General features: G+C 55.6%; 23 protein-coding genes. 14 read left to right on the top strand and 9 right to left on the bottom strand.

What is annotated here, in order from left to right; all coding sequences use genetic code 11:
- Nucleotide 1 precedes the first annotated feature (1 nt).
- From rplB to rplN, 9 genes are read left to right on the top strand one after another with little or no spacing between them, the layout of a single operon-like run.
- On the top strand, nucleotides 2–838 hold the full coding sequence (gene rplB, locus BHW66_RS09545) for a 50S ribosomal protein L2 (RefSeq protein ID WP_012419358.1): 837 nt from the start codon (nucleotides 2–4) through the stop codon (nucleotides 836–838).
- A gap of 35 nt (nucleotides 839–873) precedes the next feature.
- Nucleotides 874–1143: a 30S ribosomal protein S19 gene (rpsS, locus tag BHW66_RS09540; protein ID WP_012419357.1), complete on the top strand. Its 270-nt coding sequence runs from the start codon at nucleotides 874–876 to the stop codon at nucleotides 1141–1143.
- A 20-nt stretch (nucleotides 1144–1163) separates the two neighbouring features.
- Nucleotides 1164–1874: a hypothetical protein gene (locus BHW66_RS09535; protein ID WP_012419356.1), complete on the top strand. Its 711-nt coding sequence runs from the start codon at nucleotides 1164–1166 to the stop codon at nucleotides 1872–1874.
- A 38-nt stretch (nucleotides 1875–1912) separates the two neighbouring features.
- The gene (gene rplV, locus BHW66_RS09530; RefSeq protein ID WP_012419355.1) at nucleotides 1913–2251 is read left to right on the top strand and encodes a 50S ribosomal protein L22; all 339 of its coding nucleotides are present in this window, start codon (nucleotides 1913–1915) and stop codon (nucleotides 2249–2251) included.
- A gap of 39 nt (nucleotides 2252–2290) precedes the next feature.
- Nucleotides 2291–2980: a 30S ribosomal protein S3 gene (gene rpsC / locus BHW66_RS09525; RefSeq protein WP_046437843.1), complete on the top strand. Its 690-nt coding sequence runs from the start codon at nucleotides 2291–2293 to the stop codon at nucleotides 2978–2980.
- Between the two features lie 52 nt (nucleotides 2981–3032).
- Entirely contained in the window at nucleotides 3033–3455 is a 423-nt protein-coding gene (gene rplP, locus BHW66_RS09520; protein WP_012419353.1) for a 50S ribosomal protein L16, read from the top strand.
- 14 nt (nucleotides 3456–3469) lie between these two features.
- Nucleotides 3470–3673: a 50S ribosomal protein L29 gene (gene rpmC / locus BHW66_RS09515; RefSeq protein WP_012419352.1), complete on the top strand. Its 204-nt coding sequence runs from the start codon at nucleotides 3470–3472 to the stop codon at nucleotides 3671–3673.
- 48 nt (nucleotides 3674–3721) lie between these two features.
- The gene (rpsQ, locus tag BHW66_RS09510; protein WP_012419351.1) at nucleotides 3722–3994 is read left to right on the top strand and encodes a 30S ribosomal protein S17; all 273 of its coding nucleotides are present in this window, start codon (nucleotides 3722–3724) and stop codon (nucleotides 3992–3994) included.
- 37 nt (nucleotides 3995–4031) lie between these two features.
- Nucleotides 4032–4397 (top strand): 50S ribosomal protein L14, encoded by a 366-nt coding sequence (rplN, locus tag BHW66_RS09505; protein WP_012419350.1) that lies wholly within the window; start codon nucleotides 4032–4034, stop codon nucleotides 4395–4397.
- A gap of 611 nt (nucleotides 4398–5008) precedes the next feature.
- On the opposite strand, the gene BHW66_RS09500 is transcribed toward rplN, so the two are convergent.
- From BHW66_RS09500 to BHW66_RS09485, 4 genes are all read right to left on the bottom strand, one after another.
- On the bottom strand, nucleotides 5009–5851 hold the full coding sequence (locus tag BHW66_RS09500; protein ID WP_046437840.1) for a DUF4332 domain-containing protein: 843 nt from the start codon (nucleotides 5849–5851) through the stop codon (nucleotides 5009–5011).
- An 18-nt stretch (nucleotides 5852–5869) separates the two neighbouring features.
- Nucleotides 5870–8542, bottom strand: a complete 2673-nt coding sequence (locus BHW66_RS09495; RefSeq protein WP_046437838.1) for a valine--tRNA ligase — start codon at nucleotides 8540–8542, stop codon at nucleotides 5870–5872.
- Between the two features lie 154 nt (nucleotides 8543–8696).
- Entirely contained in the window at nucleotides 8697–11657 is a 2961-nt protein-coding gene (gene galB, locus BHW66_RS09490) for a beta-galactosidase GalB (RefSeq protein ID WP_046437836.1), read from the bottom strand.
- 296 nt (nucleotides 11658–11953) lie between these two features.
- Nucleotides 11954–13072, bottom strand: a complete 1119-nt coding sequence (locus tag BHW66_RS09485; RefSeq protein WP_031930148.1) for a peptidylprolyl isomerase — start codon at nucleotides 13070–13072, stop codon at nucleotides 11954–11956.
- Nucleotides 13073–13277: 205 nt separating this feature from the next.
- On the opposite strand from BHW66_RS09485, the gene BHW66_RS09480 reads away from it, so the two are divergent.
- Genes BHW66_RS09480 through BHW66_RS09465 form a run of 4 tightly spaced genes read left to right on the top strand, consistent with a single transcriptional unit; the run spans nucleotide 13278 to nucleotide 15922 of the window.
- On the top strand, nucleotides 13278–13976 hold the full coding sequence (locus BHW66_RS09480) for a UbiA family prenyltransferase (RefSeq protein ID WP_180971367.1): 699 nt from the start codon (nucleotides 13278–13280) through the stop codon (nucleotides 13974–13976).
- 55 nt (nucleotides 13977–14031) lie between these two features.
- Nucleotides 14032–14682, top strand: a complete 651-nt coding sequence (locus BHW66_RS09475; RefSeq protein ID WP_012419344.1) for a MotA/TolQ/ExbB proton channel family protein — start codon at nucleotides 14032–14034, stop codon at nucleotides 14680–14682.
- 24 nt (nucleotides 14683–14706) lie between these two features.
- Nucleotides 14707–15138 carry a hypothetical protein gene (locus BHW66_RS09470; RefSeq protein WP_012419343.1) on the top strand — a complete coding sequence of 144 codons (432 nt, stop codon included), beginning with the start codon at nucleotides 14707–14709 and terminating at the stop codon, nucleotides 15136–15138.
- A gap of 19 nt (nucleotides 15139–15157) precedes the next feature.
- Nucleotides 15158–15922 (top strand): hypothetical protein, encoded by a 765-nt coding sequence (locus tag BHW66_RS09465; RefSeq protein ID WP_046437832.1) that lies wholly within the window; start codon nucleotides 15158–15160, stop codon nucleotides 15920–15922.
- A 263-nt stretch (nucleotides 15923–16185) separates the two neighbouring features.
- On the opposite strand, the gene BHW66_RS09460 is transcribed toward BHW66_RS09465, so the two are convergent.
- The 4 genes from BHW66_RS09460 to BHW66_RS09445 form a co-directional block, all read right to left on the bottom strand.
- Nucleotides 16186–16629, bottom strand: a complete 444-nt coding sequence (locus BHW66_RS09460) for a hypothetical protein (protein ID WP_012419341.1) — start codon at nucleotides 16627–16629, stop codon at nucleotides 16186–16188.
- 13 nt (nucleotides 16630–16642) lie between these two features.
- On the bottom strand, nucleotides 16643–16906 hold the full coding sequence (locus BHW66_RS09455) for a hypothetical protein (RefSeq protein ID WP_012419340.1): 264 nt from the start codon (nucleotides 16904–16906) through the stop codon (nucleotides 16643–16645).
- A 79-nt stretch (nucleotides 16907–16985) separates the two neighbouring features.
- Entirely contained in the window at nucleotides 16986–17618 is a 633-nt protein-coding gene (locus BHW66_RS09450; protein ID WP_046437828.1) for a hypothetical protein, read from the bottom strand.
- A 106-nt stretch (nucleotides 17619–17724) separates the two neighbouring features.
- Nucleotides 17725–18057, bottom strand: coding sequence for an HU family DNA-binding protein (locus BHW66_RS09445; protein WP_256150996.1), 333 nt, complete (start codon nucleotides 18055–18057; stop codon nucleotides 17725–17727).
- 120 nt (nucleotides 18058–18177) lie between these two features.
- Between BHW66_RS09445 and rnhC the strand changes: the two genes are divergently transcribed.
- Nucleotides 18178–19131: a ribonuclease HIII gene (gene rnhC / locus BHW66_RS09440; protein ID WP_286689016.1), complete on the top strand. Its 954-nt coding sequence runs from the start codon at nucleotides 18178–18180 to the stop codon at nucleotides 19129–19131.
- Between the two features lie 4 nt (nucleotides 19132–19135).
- Here rnhC and BHW66_RS09435 read toward each other — a convergent pair whose 3' ends face one another.
- Complete coding sequence (locus BHW66_RS09435) at nucleotides 19136–19654, bottom strand: septal ring lytic transglycosylase RlpA family protein (RefSeq protein WP_180975833.1); 519 nt, start codon at nucleotides 19652–19654, stop codon at nucleotides 19136–19138.
- Between the last annotated feature and the right edge of the window lie 24 nt (nucleotides 19655–19678).

Here is a 19678-nt window from a genome sequence, read left to right as displayed (position 1 = left end):
CATGTCCCTCAAGTCATTCAAGCCAGTTACTCCCTCTAACCGTTACAAGGTGTGGCCGTCCTTTGACGAAATCACCACCTCTACCCCGGAAAAGAGTCTCTGCAGACCCCTCAAGAAATCCGGCGGCCGCAATAATAATGGCCGCATCACCACCCGCCACATTGGCGGTGGCCATAAGCGCAAATATCGCCTGGTGGACTTCAAACGCAACAAGTTTGACGTGCCCGCTACTGTCCTTACTATCGAATACGATCCCAACCGTACCTGCCGCATTGCTCTGATTGAGTACAAGGATGGTGAAAAATCCTACATTCTGGCCCCCACGGGGCTGCAGGTGGGCATGAAGGTGGAAAGCGGCCAGAAGGTTGCTCCCAAGGTAGGCAATGCCATGCCCTTGAAAAACGTTCCTCTGGGTACTTCCGTTCACAACATTGAAATTCGTCCGGGTTCCGGCGGCAAGGTAGCCCGCGCTGCCGGCCAGCAGGCCATCGTTTCCAACCGTGAAGCGGGTTACGCGCTGATCAAGATGCCTTCCGGTGAAATCCGCCGTTTCAATGAAGATTGCTACTGCACGATCGGCCAGGTAGGCAATACCCAGCACATGAACGAAATGTCCGGCAAGGCCGGCCGTACCCGCTGGATGGGCGTTCGTCCTACCGTGCGCGGTATGACGATGAACCCCGTCGACCACCCGAACGGTGGCGGTGAAGGCAAGTCCAAGTCCGGTGGCGGTCGCCAGCACCTCAAATCTCCGTGGGGCCACGTCAAGGGCCAGAAGACCCGCCGTCTCCGCAAGCCCAGCGACTCCGTCATCGTACAGCGCCGCAATGCCAAGTAATCAATATATTATAACTTTAACTAGGATTATATAACATGGGACGTTCTCTCAAAAAAGGCCCTTTTGTCAGCCAAAAGCTTCTCGCCAAGATCGACGCTCAGCTTGAATCCGGCGACCGCAAGCCGATCAAGACCTGGAGCCGCGCATCCATGATTACGCCTGACTTCGTCGGCCTGACTTTCCTGGTGCACGCTGGCAAGAACTTTGCCACCGTGTACGTCACGGAAAACATGGTAGGCCACAAGCTTGGTGAATTTGCCCCGACTCGTGTCTTCAAACAGCACGGCGGTATCGGTAAGAAGTAATCAGTAAGTTAACAATCAACATGTCGAATTCTTCTTCCATCCTTGCATACTCTCTTACCACCTTGGTAGGGCTGGGCGGGGCGTTGCAGGGAGCGGAAGAGGATACGGCGGCACTGACGCGCAGAATCGAGCGCCTCGAAAAGCAGAATGCGGCCCTCAAGGCATCCTATGTCCAGGCCCGCAGCGACGCCGACAAGGCGGCCGCACAGCTGGTGGACATCCGTTCCAGGCTGGAAGCTTTGGGGGGCGCTGCGCTAGGTAACAGCGAGGAACGCCTGATTCAGGCGATGGCGGACATCGAAGCTTTTAATGACCGCGTCCAGCGGTTGGAGCAGGCATCCGTCAAGCTCTCCGGAGCCATCCTTGCCTACATGAAACAAGCCATATCCGAAGATGCGAACGCCAGGACGGCTGTGGAGAGTTCTCTGCGCCTGCTGGAATCCGTTCTGGGATACAGGCAACAGCCCGTGCGAGATGGCGCGGGAACCCTGGCGGAAGCCAAGGTGCTCAGCATTGATTCCGAATCCGGAGTGGTGGTGCTGAATACCGGCAGAACGGCAGGAATGCAAGTCGGGATGCCGGTTCGGTTAACCCGGGGAGCTCAAACCATCGGAGAAGCCGTAGTCACGGACGTCCGCAAGGAAGTATGTGGCGCGCTTGTTCAGAAACTTGAGACGCCAGCCGATCCGGTGCGCGTCGGAGATTCTGCCTCAGTAAAAACCAACGACTAAATCATCTTCATAATAACCTGCACTACGAGGAAAAACCCATGGAAGTGAAAGCTGTTTACAAATACGCCCGCATCTCCGCCAAGAAGATGCGCGATGTTGCTCAAGAAATCCAAGGCTTGTCCGTCTCCCAGGCGACCGACATCCTGTCCTACACCCCCAAGAAAGGTGCCTACCTGCTGAATAAGACGCTCAAGTCCGCGTTGGCCAACGCCGAGAATAATGCGGAACTGTCCGTTGATACGCTGGTGGTCAAGTCCGTCATGGTCGATGAAGGGCCCACGATGCGCCGCACGATGCCCCGCGCCCGCGGATCCGCCAACATGATCCGCAAGCGTACATCCCATATCACCGTTATCCTGGCCGATCAAGAAGGCTAGGCCATACCAATCTAACACACATATAGCTGAACTAATATCATGGGTCAGAAAGTAAATCCAATCGGGTTCCGCCTCGCCGTCAACAAGGACTGGCGCTCCAAGTGGTACGCCACGGGCCAGGATTACGCCACCAAGCTGCATGAAGACTTGGTGATGCGCAAGTACATCAAGGAACAGTTGATGTCCGCCGCCGTTTCCAGCATCGTGATTGAGCGTGCCTGGAACAGTGTCCGCATCACCGTCCACACTGCCCGCCCGGGGCTTGTCATTGGCCGCAAGGGTGAGGAAATTGAAAAGATCCGCCAGTACCTCCAGAGCCTGTGCGGCGCTTCCACCCAGGTCAACATTGACATTGTGGAAATCCGTTCCCCTGAAACGGACGCCCAGCTTATTGCAGAAAACGTGGCCGTCCAGCTGGAACGCCGCGTTTCCTTCCGCCGCGCCATGAAGCGCGCCGTGCAGGTTGCCATGGAACGCGGGGCCGACGGCATCCGCATCCGCTGCGCCGGCCGTCTTGGCGGGGCTGACATTGCCCGTGCCGAATGGTACCGCGAAGGCAAGGTGCCGTTGCAAACGCTCCGCACTCCGATTGACTACGGCTTTGCCGAAGCCCGTACCCTGTACGGCATCATCGGTGTGAAGTGCTGGGTCAACAAGCGCGATGAAGTCGTCTCCCAGCAGAATTCCCGTCCGTCCGGCCCTCGCGGACCCCGTCGTCCGCGCGCCTAAGAAAGCCGCTACCACATTTGTTCATCACACTTAACACAAGGAGGAATAAGATATGCCTTTAATGCCCAAGAGAGTGAAGCACCGCAAGATGCACCGCGGCAGCCGTTCCGGCAATGCCACCAGCGGTACCTATGTTGCTTTTGGTGACTTCGGCCTTCAGGTGCTCGACCGCGGTTGGATCACCAACAACCAGATTGAAGCCTGCCGTATTGCGATCAACCGTTACCTGAAACGTAAAGGTAAGGTGTTCATCCGCATTTTCCCGCAGAAATCCTTTACGTCCCGTCCCCCGGATACTCGTATGGGTAAGGGTAAGGGCGCCGTGGAAGGCTGGGTAGCCGTGGTTCGCCCCGGCAACATTCTGTTTGAAGTAGGCGGCGTGACCGAATCCCAGGCGCGTGAAGCCCTTCGACTGGCTTCCAACAAGCTGGGCGTATCAACCCGCTTCGTCTATCGTCAAGGCGTTCAACACTAAAGCTACTCATCACCATGTCCGATAAGAACTCCGCCAAAGAACTTCGTGCTATGTCCGCCAAGGAGCTTTCCGCTCTGGTGCGCAGCCTTCGTGAAGAACTTTTCAATCTCCGCCTCCAGCAGGCCACCGGCCAGTTGGAAAACAACCAGAGAATCCGCACCGTCCGCAAGGACCTTGCCCGCGCCCTTACCATTAAGGGTGAAACCGGGGAGGTTTAATTGAGGATTTCCGGTAATTACAGAATATTCTAACACTTTTAGAATCCAATGTCCGAACAAACCGAAACAACCAAGAAGCCCGGCCTTCGCAAGACGCGCGTCGGCGTGGTGACTTCCACCAAGATGGACAAGACCATCGTTGTGGAATACGTTGCCCGCGTTCCGCACCCCAAGTTCAAGAAGATCGTCAAGAAGAGCAAGAAGTTCTATGCCCATGACGAAAATTCCACGGCCAAGGTAGGCGATAAGGTACGTATCGTTGAAACCCGCCCGCTTTCCAAGCTGAAGTGCTGGGAACTGGTGGAAGTGCTTACCCATTAATCAGGAATCAACCATTAAGTAAAGGAGATTTGATACCATGATCCAGATGGAATCCCTAGTCCAGGTAGCCGACAATACCGGCGCCCGCTCCGCCAAGATGATTGGCGTTATCGGCAAGCGCACCCGTCAGGCTCACATTGGCGACATTATTACCTGCCACATCCGCGAATCCATTCCCACCGCTTCCGTGAAGAAAGGAACCGTGGTGAAGGCCGTGGTAGTGCGCACCGCCGCCCCGATTCGCCGTGATGACGGTTCCGTGCTCCGTTTTGACGGCAATGCCGTCGTCATCATCGACAAGGACAACAACCCGCGCGGCACCCGTATTTTCGGGCCGGTCGCTCGTGAACTCCGTGAAAAGAAGTTCATGAAGATTGTTTCCCTTGCTCCGGAAGTGCTCTAACCGAGACGTCTCAGGATTTTGGACGCCATCCTCCGAAAAGGAGGATGGCGTTTTTTATTGTCCCCGTTTTTCTGATAAGTTTTCATTACGGTGTGCTTCCCATATAGGGAGAAGGTTGCCGGAGCGCAGCCCTTGCCTGGCGCAGGAGGCCGGCAAATCCGGAATAGGTTATGAGGGGGGAATTCCGGTTGTTGAAATGTCCGGTTGTTTTTCTGGACTGCCGTTTTCAGGGATATGCTTTTCCATGACGTTGAACGCATGTTTGAGTTGCTAGGATATCCGGAGGAAGGAGGAAACGTATTTATCCGGAAGAGACGGAGAAACGGCCTTCTTGCCGGATTTTTCCGAGCCGGTTTTGAGGCGGTTCCTCATGGTGGCTTTTTATAGAATAAGTTACCGGAAGGGGGCGTTGCCGGGAGCCGTTCCATGAGATACGGAAGCGGGCAGGGGCTTCCTGTCCCGTCAGAGCGTGGGGTTGAAGTGCGGGGAATAGGGGCAGATAATGGAAGGGACGGACAGATGGAGGAACCGCCTTCCGAATGCCAGGTAAGGGGAAGAAAGGAGGCAGGAGGCCGGGATACCGTGAAGCCTGGCGCAGGAATTAAGCTTCGTTAATGCCTGTGCGGTTCGGTACGGGGTTTTCCCAGTTGCTGGGAGGAACCGCAGGCCGGGCAACGGAACCAGCGGAAGAGGAATATATGCAGTGCCGTGGCGAATACGTAGCCGAACAGGGGAATATGGTGGGCCGCCTTATTGCGGGTGTATTTTTTAAAGGAAAAGACATGGGCCCTGCACACGCTGCATTTCCGGGGAAGCGCCAGGGAAAGATAGAGAACCAGCGCCAGAATCCAGGGGCCGAAGCAGAGGCTGATTAACGGCCAGCCTCGTTCTCCATTGAGAAGCACAAGGGTGGTGACCGAAATGGAGAAGAGGATGCAGATGAACAGGAGCAGGACGATAACGGCTCCCATCCATGTCCGGAAGGAGGTCATGTGCTTGATGCCTTTTTTGCGAAGGTAGGTTTTCGGCTCCTTGTGGGTGTGAACATGTTTTGCGGGCTGGTAGCTGTGTTCTTCCTGCAGCCTGGCCTTGGCGGAGAGATGTTTTGGAGGTCCGTCCGTATGGGAACGCCCACGTTCCCTTCTGTTTTCTGAAGAATCAGTAATCGAAGGGTCAACGGGAGTGGCAAGGGGGAGGCCGTCGCCCTCATGGATGGGAAGAAGCTCCGGTTCCGGCGCAGTAGGAGAAGAAAGAGCCTGATTCACCCATTCCCTGAAAACGGGAGCGGAAGGAATTTCCGTCTGCAGTTTCAGCATCCGTTTTGCCTGGTGAAGTTCAGGCAAAACGGTGGAGGGGTCCGCGGAAGCGAATTGTTCAAGAGTACGTATACCCACCGCTTCAAGCAATTCAATGAATTGCTCGCGGCCGGCAAAGTACTTTTGAATATTATTCATTCCCGGAATGATAGATGGTTAGGAAAGGGAATCAAGCATCCCTTTTAACTGGGATTGTTTTGCCTCCCAGTCCGCCAGACGGGCTTTTTCCTGATTCACGACTTCTGCCGGAGCTCTTTCCACAAAGCCCGCATTACCCAGCTTGGCCGCGGATTTGGCGATTTCCCTAGCTATTTTGTCCAGTTCCCTGCCCAGGCGTTCCTTTTCCGCTTCCACGTCAATAAGGCCTTCCAGGGGCAGGAAGAGTTCCCCAAGCGGCGTGAGGGCCGCAGGCGTTCCCTTGGGGGAGGAGTAAGCTGCGTCCCGGATGACGGATTTGGCGTTCGCCAAAATGGCCAGACGGGAGAGGATATCCTGGGGTACGTCGTGGGGAGTTTTCAGGATGAAGCTGACGTTTTTATTGTTGGAAAGGTCGTATTCCGCTTTCAGGTTGCGGGCCTTGTTGGCCGTTTCATAAAGGGCTGCGGCCTGGGTATTCGCCAAGGTGATGCGGCTTTCATCAAGTCCTGCCAGGAGGTTTTCGGCAGAGGGGAGAGGAGTGCGCATGAGCGGCAGGCCGCCGTTGCTTTCCGCAAAGCCCAGGGAGGCCCAGAGTTCTTCCGTGATATGAGGCATGACCGGATGCAGAAGGGCCAGGTAGTGCCTGAGCACCGTGTCCATCGTGGTGAGCGTGGCTGCCCGTGCCGCTGGGTCCGCCCCGTCCTTCAGGTCACCCTTGACGGCTTCCAGGAAGCGGTCGCAGTATTCGTTCCAGAAGAATTGGTACAGGGTTTGGATGAGGGCGTTGAATTCGTAGTCCGCCAGCGCTTTTTCTACATCTGCATGCAGTTGCTTGAGCTTGGAGATAATGGAGATATGTACGGATGAGTAGTGAGGGGCCGTTTCTCCCCTGGCATCTCCCTGCATCAGCCGGAAGCGCGTGGCATTGTACAGCTTGTTGGCAAAGTTGCGGCCTTCGCTGATCTGGTTTTCATCAAAGCGCACGTCCGTTCCTGTGGGGGCGATGCGCATGAGTCCGAAGCGGAGGCCGTCCGCTCCGTAGTTGGCGATCAGGTCCAGAGGATCCGGGGAGTTGCCCAGGGATTTGCTCATTTTACGCCCGATTTTGTCACGGATGATAGACGTGAAAAAGACGTTGCTGAACGGTTTGTCATGCTGGAAACGGTATCCGGCCATAATCATGCGCGCCACCCAGAAGAAGATGATGTCCGGTCCCGTGACAAGATCCGTAGTGGGATAGAATTTGGCGCGGGTTTCCTCATCCATGGTGGAGAAAGGCCACAGCCAGGAGGAGAACCATGTGTCCATTACGTCGTTGTCCTGAATCCAGTTGTCCGGGTCCTGGGGCGGTTCGGTTCCCACGTAGAGGAAGCCCTGTTCCAGTGCGGAGGCGTCCAGCGCCGGGGCGTTCCTGAGTTCTTCCGCCTTGTCTTTGCGGTACCAGACCGGGATGCGATGGCCCCACCAGAGCTGTCGGGAGATGCACCAGTCCTGAATGTTTTCCAGCCAGTGGGCGTAGGTTTTCGCCCAGCGCGCGGGGCGAAAAGTGATATCCCCTCCCGCTACGGCGTCCGCGGCTTCTTTCACGCAGGGGTATTTGAGGAACCACTGCATGGAGAGGCGCGGTTCAATCGGGACATTGGCGCGTTCGGAGAACCCGACTTTGTTATCATAGTCTTCAATGTTGACCATGAGGCCGGAGGCTTCCAGCATTTCCACGGATTTGCGGCGTGCGTCAAAGCGGTCCATGCCGTGGAGTTCGGGCACTTCCGGGCAGTTGATATGACCGTCGGGGGTAAGGATGTCGATAATTTCCAGGTTGAATTTCCGGCCTATTTCAAAGTCGGCCTTATCATGGGCCGGAGTGATTTTCAGAGCGCCCGTGCCGAATTCTATTTCTACATATTCATCTCCGATGATAGGAATGGGGGTGGGATTGAGCGGGCGCATGACGTTTTTCCCGATGAGGTGGGCGTACCGCGGATCCTTCGGGTTGACGGCCACAGCCACGTCCGCCATGATGGTTTCCGGGCGGGTGGTGGCTACATGGAGGGCTCCGGACCCGTCTTCCAGTTTGTAAAGAACGGTGTAGAGCTTGCTTTTCTGCTCAGTCATGATGACTTCTTCATCAGAGAGGGCCGTGAGGGATACAGGGCACCAGTTGACCATGCGGCGGCCCCGGTAGATGAGTCCTTCCTTAAAGAGTTCAATGAAGACCTGTCCAACGGCTTTGGTGTATTCCTCATCCATCGTGAAGCGTTCGCGGTCCCAGTCGCAGGAACAACCCAGCTTATGGAGCTGGTTGATGATGATGCCTCCGTGTTTTTCTTTCCATTCCCAGACTTTTTCCAGGAAGGCTTCACGGCCCAGATCGTGGCGGCTCCGGCCCGTTGTCTGTTTGAGGTCTTTTTCCACCCTTACCTGCGTGGCGATTCCGGCATGGTCTGTTCCGGGCAGCCAGAGGGCTTCGTATCCTTTTTGGCGCGCGCGGCGCACCAGGATGTCCTGAATGGTGTTGTTCAGCACATGGCCCAGATGCAGCACTCCCGTGACGTTGGGGGGAGGGATGACGACAGAGTAGGCAGGCTTTTCAGAAGCCGGGTCAGCCTTGAAACAACCTTCTTCAATCCAGCGGGATTGCCATTTTTCTTCCACCAGGGAGGGATCGTATGCTTTGGGCAGATCAGACATGGGCAAAAGGGTAGCATAAAGTTTTTTTCTTTCAATCCCTACCTGTCCGGGAGAGGGTGGAAAGATGGCTCTTTTTCCCCGGAATAATGTGATGAAAAAGCCGCCGGGTTTCCTGATGGAGCCCGGCGGCTGGAACGGAGTTTTTCCTGTTTTTTTATTTGACCGTCACAGTTGTCTGAGCCGGCTTGAGTCCGTTGGAGATGACTTGGAGCGTCACTTTTCCGGATTCTCCCTTGCGGGAGCGCAGAATGACCTGGGCAAGACCATTGAAGGCCTTGATTTTCATGATTTTCTTGTTTTCCGGATTCGCCATGGTGGTGAAGTCCGTGGGATCACCATTGCAGATGCCGGCGATGTCCGCAGGGCCGCTTACCCTGAAGGTGAGCTGGTTTTTGCTTCGGGGCACCATACGGCCCTGGGCGTCGCGGACGGCTACGGTGACATAAGACAGGTCATAGCCGTCTCCCTTGATTTCATTGCGGTCCGGCTTGAGGGTGAGTGCCGCAGGTTTTCCGGTAGTGGTTACCGTGTCCGTAGCCCAGATTTTACCGTCCTTTTTGGCGACTACTTTGAGGGTGCCGGGCGTGTATTTGACGTCTTCCCACACGAGGCGGTAGCGGTCCTTTTCCCCGGTGCCCTTTTTGCGGACGCCCTGGGATTTCCCATTCAGGAAGAGTTCCGCTTCATCCCCGCTGGTGTAGACATGCACGGGTGTTACCTGCCCCTTGCGTTCCGGCCAGTTCCAGTGCGGCAGGATGTGCGCCATCTTGAGATCCGGCCTCCAGTGGGCTTGGTAGATGTAGAAGCGGTCCTTTTTGAAGCCGCACAGGTCCACGATGCCGAAGTAGGAGCTGCGGGAGGGGGCGCGGTCTCCCAGTTTTTTGAGTTCCGCCATCAGCTTTTCGCGTTCCGGCCCTTCCGGCACGTTCAGGGCGTTGGTGGCGTCCAGATTGTACGGGGTGGGTTCCCCAATGTAGTCAAAGCCCGTCCATACATATTCTCCCGCGCTGTTGGGATTGTCTTCCTGAGCGGCGAATTCCACATCCGGACGGTTGGCCCAGCCGGGGGCGTACAGGTCATAGGAACTGACCTGGTAGAGGTAGAATCCCTTGCCCTTGTTCCAGTCCACGGGGAAGAAGTATTCTCCGCGGGAGCTGACGCAGGAGGCGGTTTCCGCACCATAGAACGGCTGGTGGGGGCGGTCCTTGGCGAAGTCCTTGTAGGCCCAGGGCTTGTAGTTGTAGCCGTAAACATCCAGGGTGTCCCCAAAGCCGTTGCGTGCGGCATTGGCGTTGTTGCAGCCGGAAGTCACTTTGCGCGTGGGGTCTTCCCGGTGGAAAAGATCCGTCAGGGTTTGGGAGATATGGTGCAGATTTTTCATTCCCTGTTCCGGAACTTCATTTCCCGAACTCCATGCAATGACACAGGGGTGGTTGCGGTCCCGGTGGCAGAGGTTAACCACGTCCCGTTCATGCCATTCGTTAAAGGATTCGTTGTTGACGCCTTCTTTGGAGCATTGCCATACGTCGAAAAGTTCGTCAATGACTAGGATGCCCATTTTATCGCACAGGTCCAGCACTTCCGGCGCAGGCGGGTTGTGGGACGTGCGGATGGAGTTGACGCCGAATTCCTTCAGGATTTCAATCTGGCGCTCATAGCCTCGAGTGTGGGCGGCGGAGCCGAGCGGTCCCAGGTCATGGTGCTGGCAAACGCCCTTGAGCTGCACGCGCTCCCCGTTAAGGTAGAATCCCGTGGGTTTCCATTCAACGGTTCTTACGCCGAAGTTGGTGAATTTTTGGTCGATGACTTTGTCTCCCATCCTGACCGTGGTTTTCATCTTATACAGATGGGGAGCGTTTAGGGTCCACAGAGTGGGGTTTTTGAGCGTCAGCGTGCTGGTGATTTTGCCCTTTTCCCCGGCGGGAATTTCTTCCCCTTTGGTGGTTGTGGAGGCTACGATTTTACCTCCGTCCAGGATTTCTTCAGTAACAGTGGGGATGACGGCTTTGTCCGTGGTGTTTTTTACCGTGGTGTCCACTTCCACCTTGGCGGCGGATTTGGTGATTTCCGGAGTTTTGACGAAAACGCCCCAGTGTTCGATGTGCACAGGGTTGGATTCCGTGAGCCACACATGGCGGTAGATGCCGCCGCCCGGATACCAGCGGGAGGTGCTGGGGGGATTGTCCACTCTGACGGCAATGGTATTTTGCTGCCCGAATTTCAGGAAGGGCGTGATGTCCACGCGGAAGGAGCTGTAACCGTATTTCCATTCGCCGGCCAGGTGTCCGTTCACATAAATTTTGGGGCGGGACATAACGCCGTCAAAGTCCAGATAGAATTGGTTGCCCTTGGCGTCCGCCGGGATTTCCAGCGTTTTGCGGTACCAGCCAATGCCGACCCAGGGGAGTTTTCCGGTTCTGTTTTCAATTTCCATCCGGAAGGGGCCTTCCACGCCCCAGTCGTGCGGCAGGTTCAAGGAACGCCAGTTTTTGTCGTTGAAAGAGGGGCTGGAGGGATTGTCCGACTTACTGGTTCCGGCGGCGGCCTGAGGGCGGATAATTTCCCCCTTGTCGTTTTTAAAGGTGATTTCACGGATGCTGGCCCAGTTGCTCTGGTTATTGCCCGTGACGGTGATGCGGAAGTATCGCGGTTTGCCGGTTTTGTTTTCTACCGTGTCTTCCTTGGAGTCGTTTTGCCCGGAAGTTTTGTCTTCAATAGTTGCCCAGCGTTTTCCGTCACCGGAGCCTTCCAGCTTGAAAAGATGGTTGCTTTGTTTTTCCCACAGGATGTTAACGGTTTTTACATCTACGGGGCGTCCCATGTCCACGGTGATTTTTTCTCCGCTTTTGCCACTGGCGGCACACCAGCGGGTGGACTTGTCCCCGTCCACGGCATTGTCCGCCGGATTGCCGGATTCTTCACTGGTGGCAGTGGCGAATCCCATGGCTTTTCCCGGTTCCGGTTGCGTACTGCCATCCGGCATTTTCCCGAAACGGGCGAATTTCCAGTTCCAATCCAGGCTCTCCGTTTTGGTTGCATTCAGAGGCGCCGCCATGAGGCTGGCGATACTGAACGCAGTAATGCAGAGGGTCGTGCGTGTAATATTGGTGAACATATCTGTGATATTACGACTGGAAATCTGCCATCTTGCAAGATTTTTATTCAGCAGGATATGGTTTCTGCCCGGATTACGTCAGCAGGGTTCCACGCGTCAGGCGGGATGACTTGCGGCCGCCGTCCAGTTATGTATGAAGGCGTCTTCCAGAGATATGGGCGAGAGGAAGATGCCCCCGGCAGGAGAAGGAGAGCGGACGGAACGGTTGGCGGAAAGAAAAACAGGGGGAATGAAAGAGAGAACGCCGGACCGGCCTTGTTGAATGGGCCGGTCCGGCAATGGGGAAAGGAGAAAAATCAGATGTATATTTTGACGATGGCTTTTTTCCGGAGGCGTTCCACCCATTTTTTATAACGTTCATTGCTGCGCTTGTTGCGCGCCATGATGTCAATCTGCTCCTTGATGGCGGAGAGGGGGGGCGGCGGCGCCAGTTCCTTTTTCTCCACCAATACGATGGTGAAGCCGGTGGAGTCCACCAACGGTCCGATGATTTCGCCGGGCTGTGCGCCAAAGATGATGGCGGCGGATTCCGGGGAGAGCGTGGAGCGTTCCGTAACGGGCCAGTCACCGCCTTTTTCCGCATATAGATCCTTGGAGTAGCGTTTGGCCATTTCCTCAAAGGTGGCGTTTTTGGATTTGATTTCCTTGGCGATGAGTTCCGCTAGGTTCAGCTGTACTTCCGGCGTGGAGGCGGAGTCATCCCCCAGCATGGGAATGAAGATTTTCTTGAATTTGATTTTGTCTTTGGTCAGGTCCCGGTATTGTTCTTTGGTAGATTCGTATTCCTGCTGTATTTCCTCCGGAGTAGGCGGTATTTCCTGGTCGTATTTGGAAGCCCGCATGATTTGAACCTGGAGCTGTTTTTTCGTCATTTCCCGGAAAGCGCGGATGGTCATGCCGGAGAGGCTCAGGTTTTTCAGGAAGGCGGAACGATCTCCGTTAAAGGTGGTCAGGATGGTGCGGTTGACTTCCTGGTCAATGAGAGAGTCCCTAATGACGCCGCCCATGCCTTCAAATTCATTGCGGAGCAGTTCTCGCTCCACCAGGTCTTCAATGATGTTTTTTTTCGCCAGGGCCAGTTGCTTGTAGAATTCGGGCCCCTGTTTGGGATACTGGGCCGCGAGCTGTGCTCCGATGGGCATGAGACGCACGCTGACCTCATTGGCCGTGATGGGACGGCCGTTGACTGTGGCGGCAATCCGGTTGACGATCCGCTGGGGCTGAACACGGGATGCCGGCGCTTCGTTCGGAGAGATGCGCTTGGATTCGTCTGGCCGCACCGTTTCCCTGCCTTCATCCCCGTGAAGCTGGACGGCTCGTGGAAGGGAGGCCCGTGAATCCACGATGCTTTGCCCCTGTGCGGACAGGGGCATGGTACAGATGAGAAGCGCCTGGATGTGGGTCCTGATATTCATGGGGGGAGAGAAGAGTATTTTTAATGCCTCCGGCATGATAGGGGACAGTCCTGCAAAGACAATCTATTTCTGGGTATGTATGGATGCTGCCCGGCATGGGCGGGATGCCGGTTCCTGCATTTTTGCTGACTGTGGATGTGCTTGGTCATCGCCGTTTTTCCCTGTACAGTATGCGGCGATGCATGATTGCCGTTTATTGAGAGGAGTGCTCCGTTCCTCCCGTCCGGCCAATATTCCCACGCTGTTTACCAACGCGGCGGCGGCGTGGGCTTCCGTCCGTGGGGCGGAGCTACCGCCTCTCGCCCTGTATGGGGGCGTAGTGCTGATGGGGCTGTGCTTTTATTTGTATGGCATGTGGGAGAATGACCGTGTGGACGCCAGGTGGGATGCCGCCCGTTATCCGGACCGCCCCGTGCCGTGCGGCGCGGTGAGCGTTTCCGTACTGAGGCTGTTGTCTTTGGCGGCCGGGTTGTCCGGCCTGGTGCTGAACATGGCGCTGGGCGGGGAATTTGCCGTGGGGGCTTTGCTGCTGATTGTGATTTCCCTGTATAATGTGTTCCATAAACTGTGGAGCGGCTCCATTGTTTTGATGGGGTTGTGCCGCGGGGTGTGGGTGCTGGCCGCCGGCCTGGCATTTGCCCGTTCGGGTGGAGAGTCCGTTCCTCCTCCGGCCTTGCTGTGGTATGCTTTCGGCCTGTTTTTGTTTACCTGCGTGATTTCCGCCGTAGCACGGCGTGAGGCGGGCAGGCCCCGGGTTCAAAGGGCTGTGACGGTGCTGCTTTCCGGCATGTGCCTGTTTGATGCGGTATGGCTCCTGAGTTTCGGTTCCCTGCTGTGGCTTGGTTCCGTCTTATTATGGGCGGGAACGCGGCTGCTGCAGAAGCTCGGTTGCCGGGCCACATAGGTTTGAGTTGAATTTACATGGGAAGTGTGCATGATCTAACGCGAGAAAGAGGGTTATGAATGAATTGATCATCAAGATAGGTCCGTTGTTCTGGGTTTTGAGCGTTCTGGCCGTTTATGCGCTGGCGGTTGTCGCGGAGCGGATTTTGTATTTTCACAGGATTCAAATTAATACTGGAGATTTTTTAAGAGGTATTTCCAAGCTGGTAAATGCCGGAAAGACGGATGAAGCCCGGCATGAGGCTTCCATTTTACCGGGACCTGCGGCCCGCGTGGTTTCTTCCGTGCTGGCGCATGCCGGATTGAGGCGTGAAGAACTACGGACTGTGGCAGAGGATTCCGTTCAGATGGAAGTGTTTCAGATTGAAAAGAATATCCGCGGATTGCTGGTAGTGGCTACGGTGAGCCCGCTAGTCGGCGTGCTGGGGACGATCCAGGGGCTGGTGGGATTTTATTCCCAGCCGGGGGTTCTGGAAGGGAAGGCTCCCTCTCTTGCCATGTCGGATGCCGTTTACCAGGCCCTGCTTAGTTCCGCCCTGGGGCTGAGCATTGCTATTCCCGCTTATTTGTTTTATTCCTACCTGGCCTCCCGCTCCCGCCAGATTGTACATTCCCTGGAACGGGCCGGCACGGAGGCCGTTTGCCTGGTGTGTGATGCCCGGCAGAGGCGCGAGGCCGGAGAGAGCATGAATGGCCGGGGCGTGTGAGTGCAACAGGGAAGGAGGAAAGGCATGCAGATCAAGACCCGTTCAACATTGCCCGCCGGGGCGTTTTTCATTCAGGTGGTCGTCCTGCTGGATTTGGTTGTTCTTGTCTGCGTGCTGACGATCATGACTTCCCGTGTGGGAATGGCGTACGGGTATGAGGTAAAGGCTCCTTCTTCCCATTTTCTGATGAATATTGTGGGGGATGTTGAGTTTATTTCAGTTACGGCTGGCGACCAGCCCGCTTTTTATATCGGAAACCGCCTGATTGAAGGCGGGCTGCCCGGCGTTTCCTCAGAATTGGACCGGATTTCCCGGGAGCATGGGGAGAATGGGAGCCGTATGGGGATTGCCCTGCGTTTGGATGATTCCGTTTCACGGGCCCTGGAACAGCAGCTGGTGGATATGGTGCTTGCCAAGGGGATGACGTGTTATATTGCCGCCGAGCCCGCGGATTGATTTTTTCCCTTGTTACCTCATGAAGCTGAATAAAAAGAGCCGGGATAAAATTTTCGACCTTCATTTGGGATTGACGTTTGACTGGAGGGAAACCGGCCTGTTGCGCTGGCGTATTTTTCTGTGGATGCTTTTTTTTGGCGTTTGCGCTTTTGCCGCCGGCCTTTTTGTCCATGTGGAGGTGCCGGAAATCCGCAGCAGGGGAGATCAGCCGGGTGCCGTGGTGGTGCTGCCTGCAGATAATCCGCGCCTGCATCAGTATGTGCTGCGCAATACTCCTCTGCCTGTGAGAGGCCCCGTTTGGGCTGATCCGGTGACGGCCGGCCCGACCGGGGAAATGGGTGTGACTTTGCCTTCTCCGCGTTCCGCAGATACGCCTCTGGCCCCTCTCCCCCCCGTGTCCGTGCCCACTGTGGCGGATCAGGTCTGGCGTATGTGGCAGCATCCGGATTTTCATATACGCGCCATGATGAATCCTTCCTTGGAGATTTCCGGAACATGCATTCCCTATTTGTCTTTTTGTTCCCCGGGGCTGGATGGACGGATTGTTACAGCCGGCTCCCTGTCCGGTTTTTCCAGAAGTGAAGATCACACGGGGCTGAGGAGTGATTTTTTTGTGGTGGTGGATGTATGGGGCGTTCCTTCTCAAGTTTTGTTACTGGAGTCTTCCGGAAGTAATGGAGCGGATGAGTCCGCAATGAGGTTCGCCCGGTCTTTGCGCTGGGTTCCGTCCCGGGAGCCGCGGAGCGGCACCATGTCCATCGAATGGAAGGAGGAAGAGCCGTGAATATGACCCTCCAAGATTTTTTGATGCGCCTGTTTTTACTGGGCGCCGGCGGTTTTTGCGCTGTGGTGTCTGTTTGCCTGGCTGTGGGATGGATACGATCTTTCCTGGATCGGAGGCGCAAGTTCCAGTGCCGGATATGCGGATTCCGGTTTTATATGGAGAAGGGGAATTCCCGTGCGGAGTGCCCGCATTGCGGTGCGGCCAATAAAAAGAGCTGAAAAAACTCCGGGCAGGAAATGGCACCTGGGACGTTTCCGGCGGCTCTAATAAATCCGCAGAGATTCTTCATCAATGGGGAGCGAGTCCATGCCCAGGTCTTCCGCACCGTGTGTTCCCATTTCTTCCCGAACATAGATGACGTCCACCCGGCTGCTCTTGCCTTCGCCGGAACGGTAGCGGATGCGCGGTTCCCTGATGACGACGGTATTGCCCCCCATGGCCGCAGCTTCCTTGGTGAAGTAGTCGATTAGTTCCTTGTCTTCCATAGAGACATGGACAATGCGCCCTTCCGGCCCGTTAAAATGCCCCACGTTGGTGTATTCCCCCATGGGGTATTCGTCAATGACCAGAACTTCGTTCTGGGGGATGGGCGCACGCGGAGGACCGGAAGTGACCGGCGTCCACGCATTGGGGCCGGAGGGAGAAGAGCAGGCTGTAATCAGGCTTGTAATGAGGCAGAAGGCCGGACTGAAAAAAGGAGCTTTCATGGTTGTCCTGCCGTCAATAATCGGCAGGCGGCACAAAAATGCAACGGTAAACTTCGTTGCCGTCATGAAAGATTTGGACCATGACACGCTCCGGAGTTCTTTTAACGCAATAGGAGTCGTGTTCTTCAGGGATGGGGGGCGCATAACGGCGCGTGCTGCGGCGCGCAAAGACATGCTGGCGGAATACTCCCACGACGGCATGATTGCTCATTTTGACAATGGTATAGTAGTCGCTGGTAGGCAGGGTGATGGAAGGAGGAACGTCTTTGGCACTCACGGGCAGAATTATAGATGGCGGCTGAAAACAATGTCGAATCTGAAATGTGGCATGGGATCACGTCCGAAACATCGGCACATCAGTCCGTGCGTCCCATCATTTCCCGCGTTTCCTGAATAGTATGCGCCTGGGCTTGCCGCGCACTCATGATAGTTGGCTGTCCAAAGCTTTGTCTCTTGGCCTCAATGTCCCGGTTGACAGTGCGGTCGAAGCGTTTGTCCGCCTCTTTCCAGGAGCGTCCATGAAAGTCGGATTGCTGCGTGGCGTATTGTTTGGAGGCATCCTGCCAGGAGTGGGTATTTACTCCCTTGGCGCGGGCGATGAAGTCCGGCGTTTCCAGCTTGTCATCCGTGAAGGATTTGATGCCATCCCATTTCTTCGTTTCAAACCGGGTAGAGGCGCCGTCAAATTTCTTTTTTTCAAAGGATGCGGTTTCAAAAGCCTTTTTTTCGATTTGAGACGTGTTGCCGCTGTACCGGAGTCCTTCAAAGGAACTCCGTTTTTGGGACACCATCCTGGTGTTTCCTTCCTTGTCCGTCTGCTGGCCGAAGCCGCCGGCGAATTTCGCTTCCAAGGCATCCATCAGCTCTGCGTCCGTTTTTTCCGAATCAGGGCGTTGCCGGGGCTGAAAGTTTGTAGCTACCGTGCGTTCTGTAGCACAGGAGCAAAGTGCTGCTGCGGCAATCAGAAGAAGGTACTGTATCCGGAACATGCTCACGTTCCCTTATATTCCCGAATGCCGCGCAAATTGCAAACAAAAAGGCGCCTCCATTGCTTGATGGAGGCGCCCGGAGTAATCTGTCTGATCCCTGTGGGGATTATTTGGAGGCGGTCAGCTTGGCGACCTGATCCTTCAATTCTTTGCCGACCTTGAATTTGACAACGGAGCGGGCCGGAATCGGCACATCCTGGTCAGGGTTTTTGGGGTTGCGGCCTACTTTGGGCTTCACTTCCTTCACCTGGAAGGTTCCGAAATTGCGAATCACCACACGGTCGCCTTCAGCAAGGGTGCTGGAGATAATGTCCACGGCACGCTGTACGATGTCGAACACTTCAATCTGAGTGAAGTTGGTTTCGGCGCTGATTTTGTTAACGAGGTCTCGTTTTGTTAATGTTTTAGCCATATGGAGTGCAGAATGATATGAATGTATGAGTTTTATAGTTCAGCGTGCATGATTTGTCTCCTAAAAAATCACATAATCCGTGGCATGCTTGATTTTTACGTTCTCAACTGCGTGATGCAGGAATTTTGCTTGACCGGAATGGTTGGGATGCTTCCATTGCTTGCCGCCGGAGTGTTCCGGCTCCGGGAAGGATATATGCGAACCACGTTTACAACCATGCTGACTGACGCCCAAGCCGGAAGGCTTGAGTCCATTCTTGAGGAAAAGGGGTTTGAAAGAAGAGAGGTGCCCTATGCGCGTTTTTCCTTTGCCGGGCCTTCCCTGCTGGCGACGGTTTACGAGAAGAAGAACAAGCTTCTTCTGCAGGGAAAGGGAACGGATGATTTTATAGAGTTTACGCTGGAACCGCAGGTGACCGGAGTTTTGTCCCAGCCGGAAGAGATGGAAGAAGGAGTCGATTTTGTTCCTCACTTCGGGATAGACGAAAGCGGAAAGGGAGATTACTTCGGCCCGCTGGTGGTGGCTGGTGTTTATGTGGACGGGGGCATCGGCGCCGCATTGCGCAAGCTGGGTGTTTGTGACAGCAAGCTGGTAGGGTCTTCATCCAGAATCCGCTGCCTGGCGGAGGGGATCCGCAGGGTGCCGGGCATCCGGTTTCATCTGGTAAGCATTGGCCCGGAACGGTATAACCAGCTTTATCCGGCGTTCGGGAATTTGAACCGTTTTCTGGCCTGGGGGCATGCTACGGTGATTGAGGGGCTGGCGGCCAAGGTTCCGGATTGTCCCATGGCATTGAGCGACCAGTTCGCCAATCCGTTTGTTCTGAAGAGGGCGCTTGCCGCCAAAAAGGTGTCTGTCCGGCTGGAACAGCGTGTCCGGGCGGAGAGCGATGTTGCTGTGGCTGCGGCATCTATTCTGGCGCGCGAACGTTTTGTGAATTGGATGGATGCGGCGGGAGAGGGCGCCGGCATGAAGTTGCCGCTGGGAGCTTCCGGCCAAGTGGTGAAAGCTGCGCGCCAGTTGGTGGCCCTGCATGGGGAAGAAATGCTGCCCAAGGTGGCCAAGATGCATTTTAAGACCACACGGAATGTGTTGAAGTAGGGAATCAGGCCGGAGTGGCGCAAGGGGACGCTTCTTTTTTCCATTTCCCGTCTCCTACGGAAAGGACGGTGATTCTGACTTTGTCCAGTCCGTGGTGCTTCATGTCCAGCCGTTCTGCGGCTTCTTCACTAAGATCTATGATTCTGTTTTTGATGAAGGGGCCCCGGTCGTTTACGCGGACTTTTACGGTTTTGCCTGTTCGAAGGGATTGAACGAGCACTTCGCACGGGAGGGGAAGGGTGGGATGCGCTGCGTGCAGGTGCCAGGGGCGCACGTTTTCTCCGATCGCCGTTTTTCCGCTGACGAGCCCCCAAAGGGCGCATTCATTGTAATAGGAGGCAATTCCCGTTTGTTCATACGTCAGCGCCTGTTCCACGTTCATGGGATGGTAGCGGTGCCCCCGGATGGTATAGGGGCGGGTCATGTAGCCCGGATAATCCCGGCTTTTGGGAGAGGACGAGCAGGATGCCAGCCATAGCAGCCCGGCCAGCACGGACATTCCCCTGAGGATACCTGTCTGCATGATTTTATTATATGGATGGGGAGA

The sequence above is a fragment of the Akkermansia sp. 54_46 genome (genome assembly GCF_001917295.1).
GTDB lineage: Bacteria > Verrucomicrobiota > Verrucomicrobiia > Verrucomicrobiales > Akkermansiaceae > Akkermansia > Akkermansia muciniphila.
This window is presented reverse-complemented; position numbering and strand designations above follow the sequence as displayed.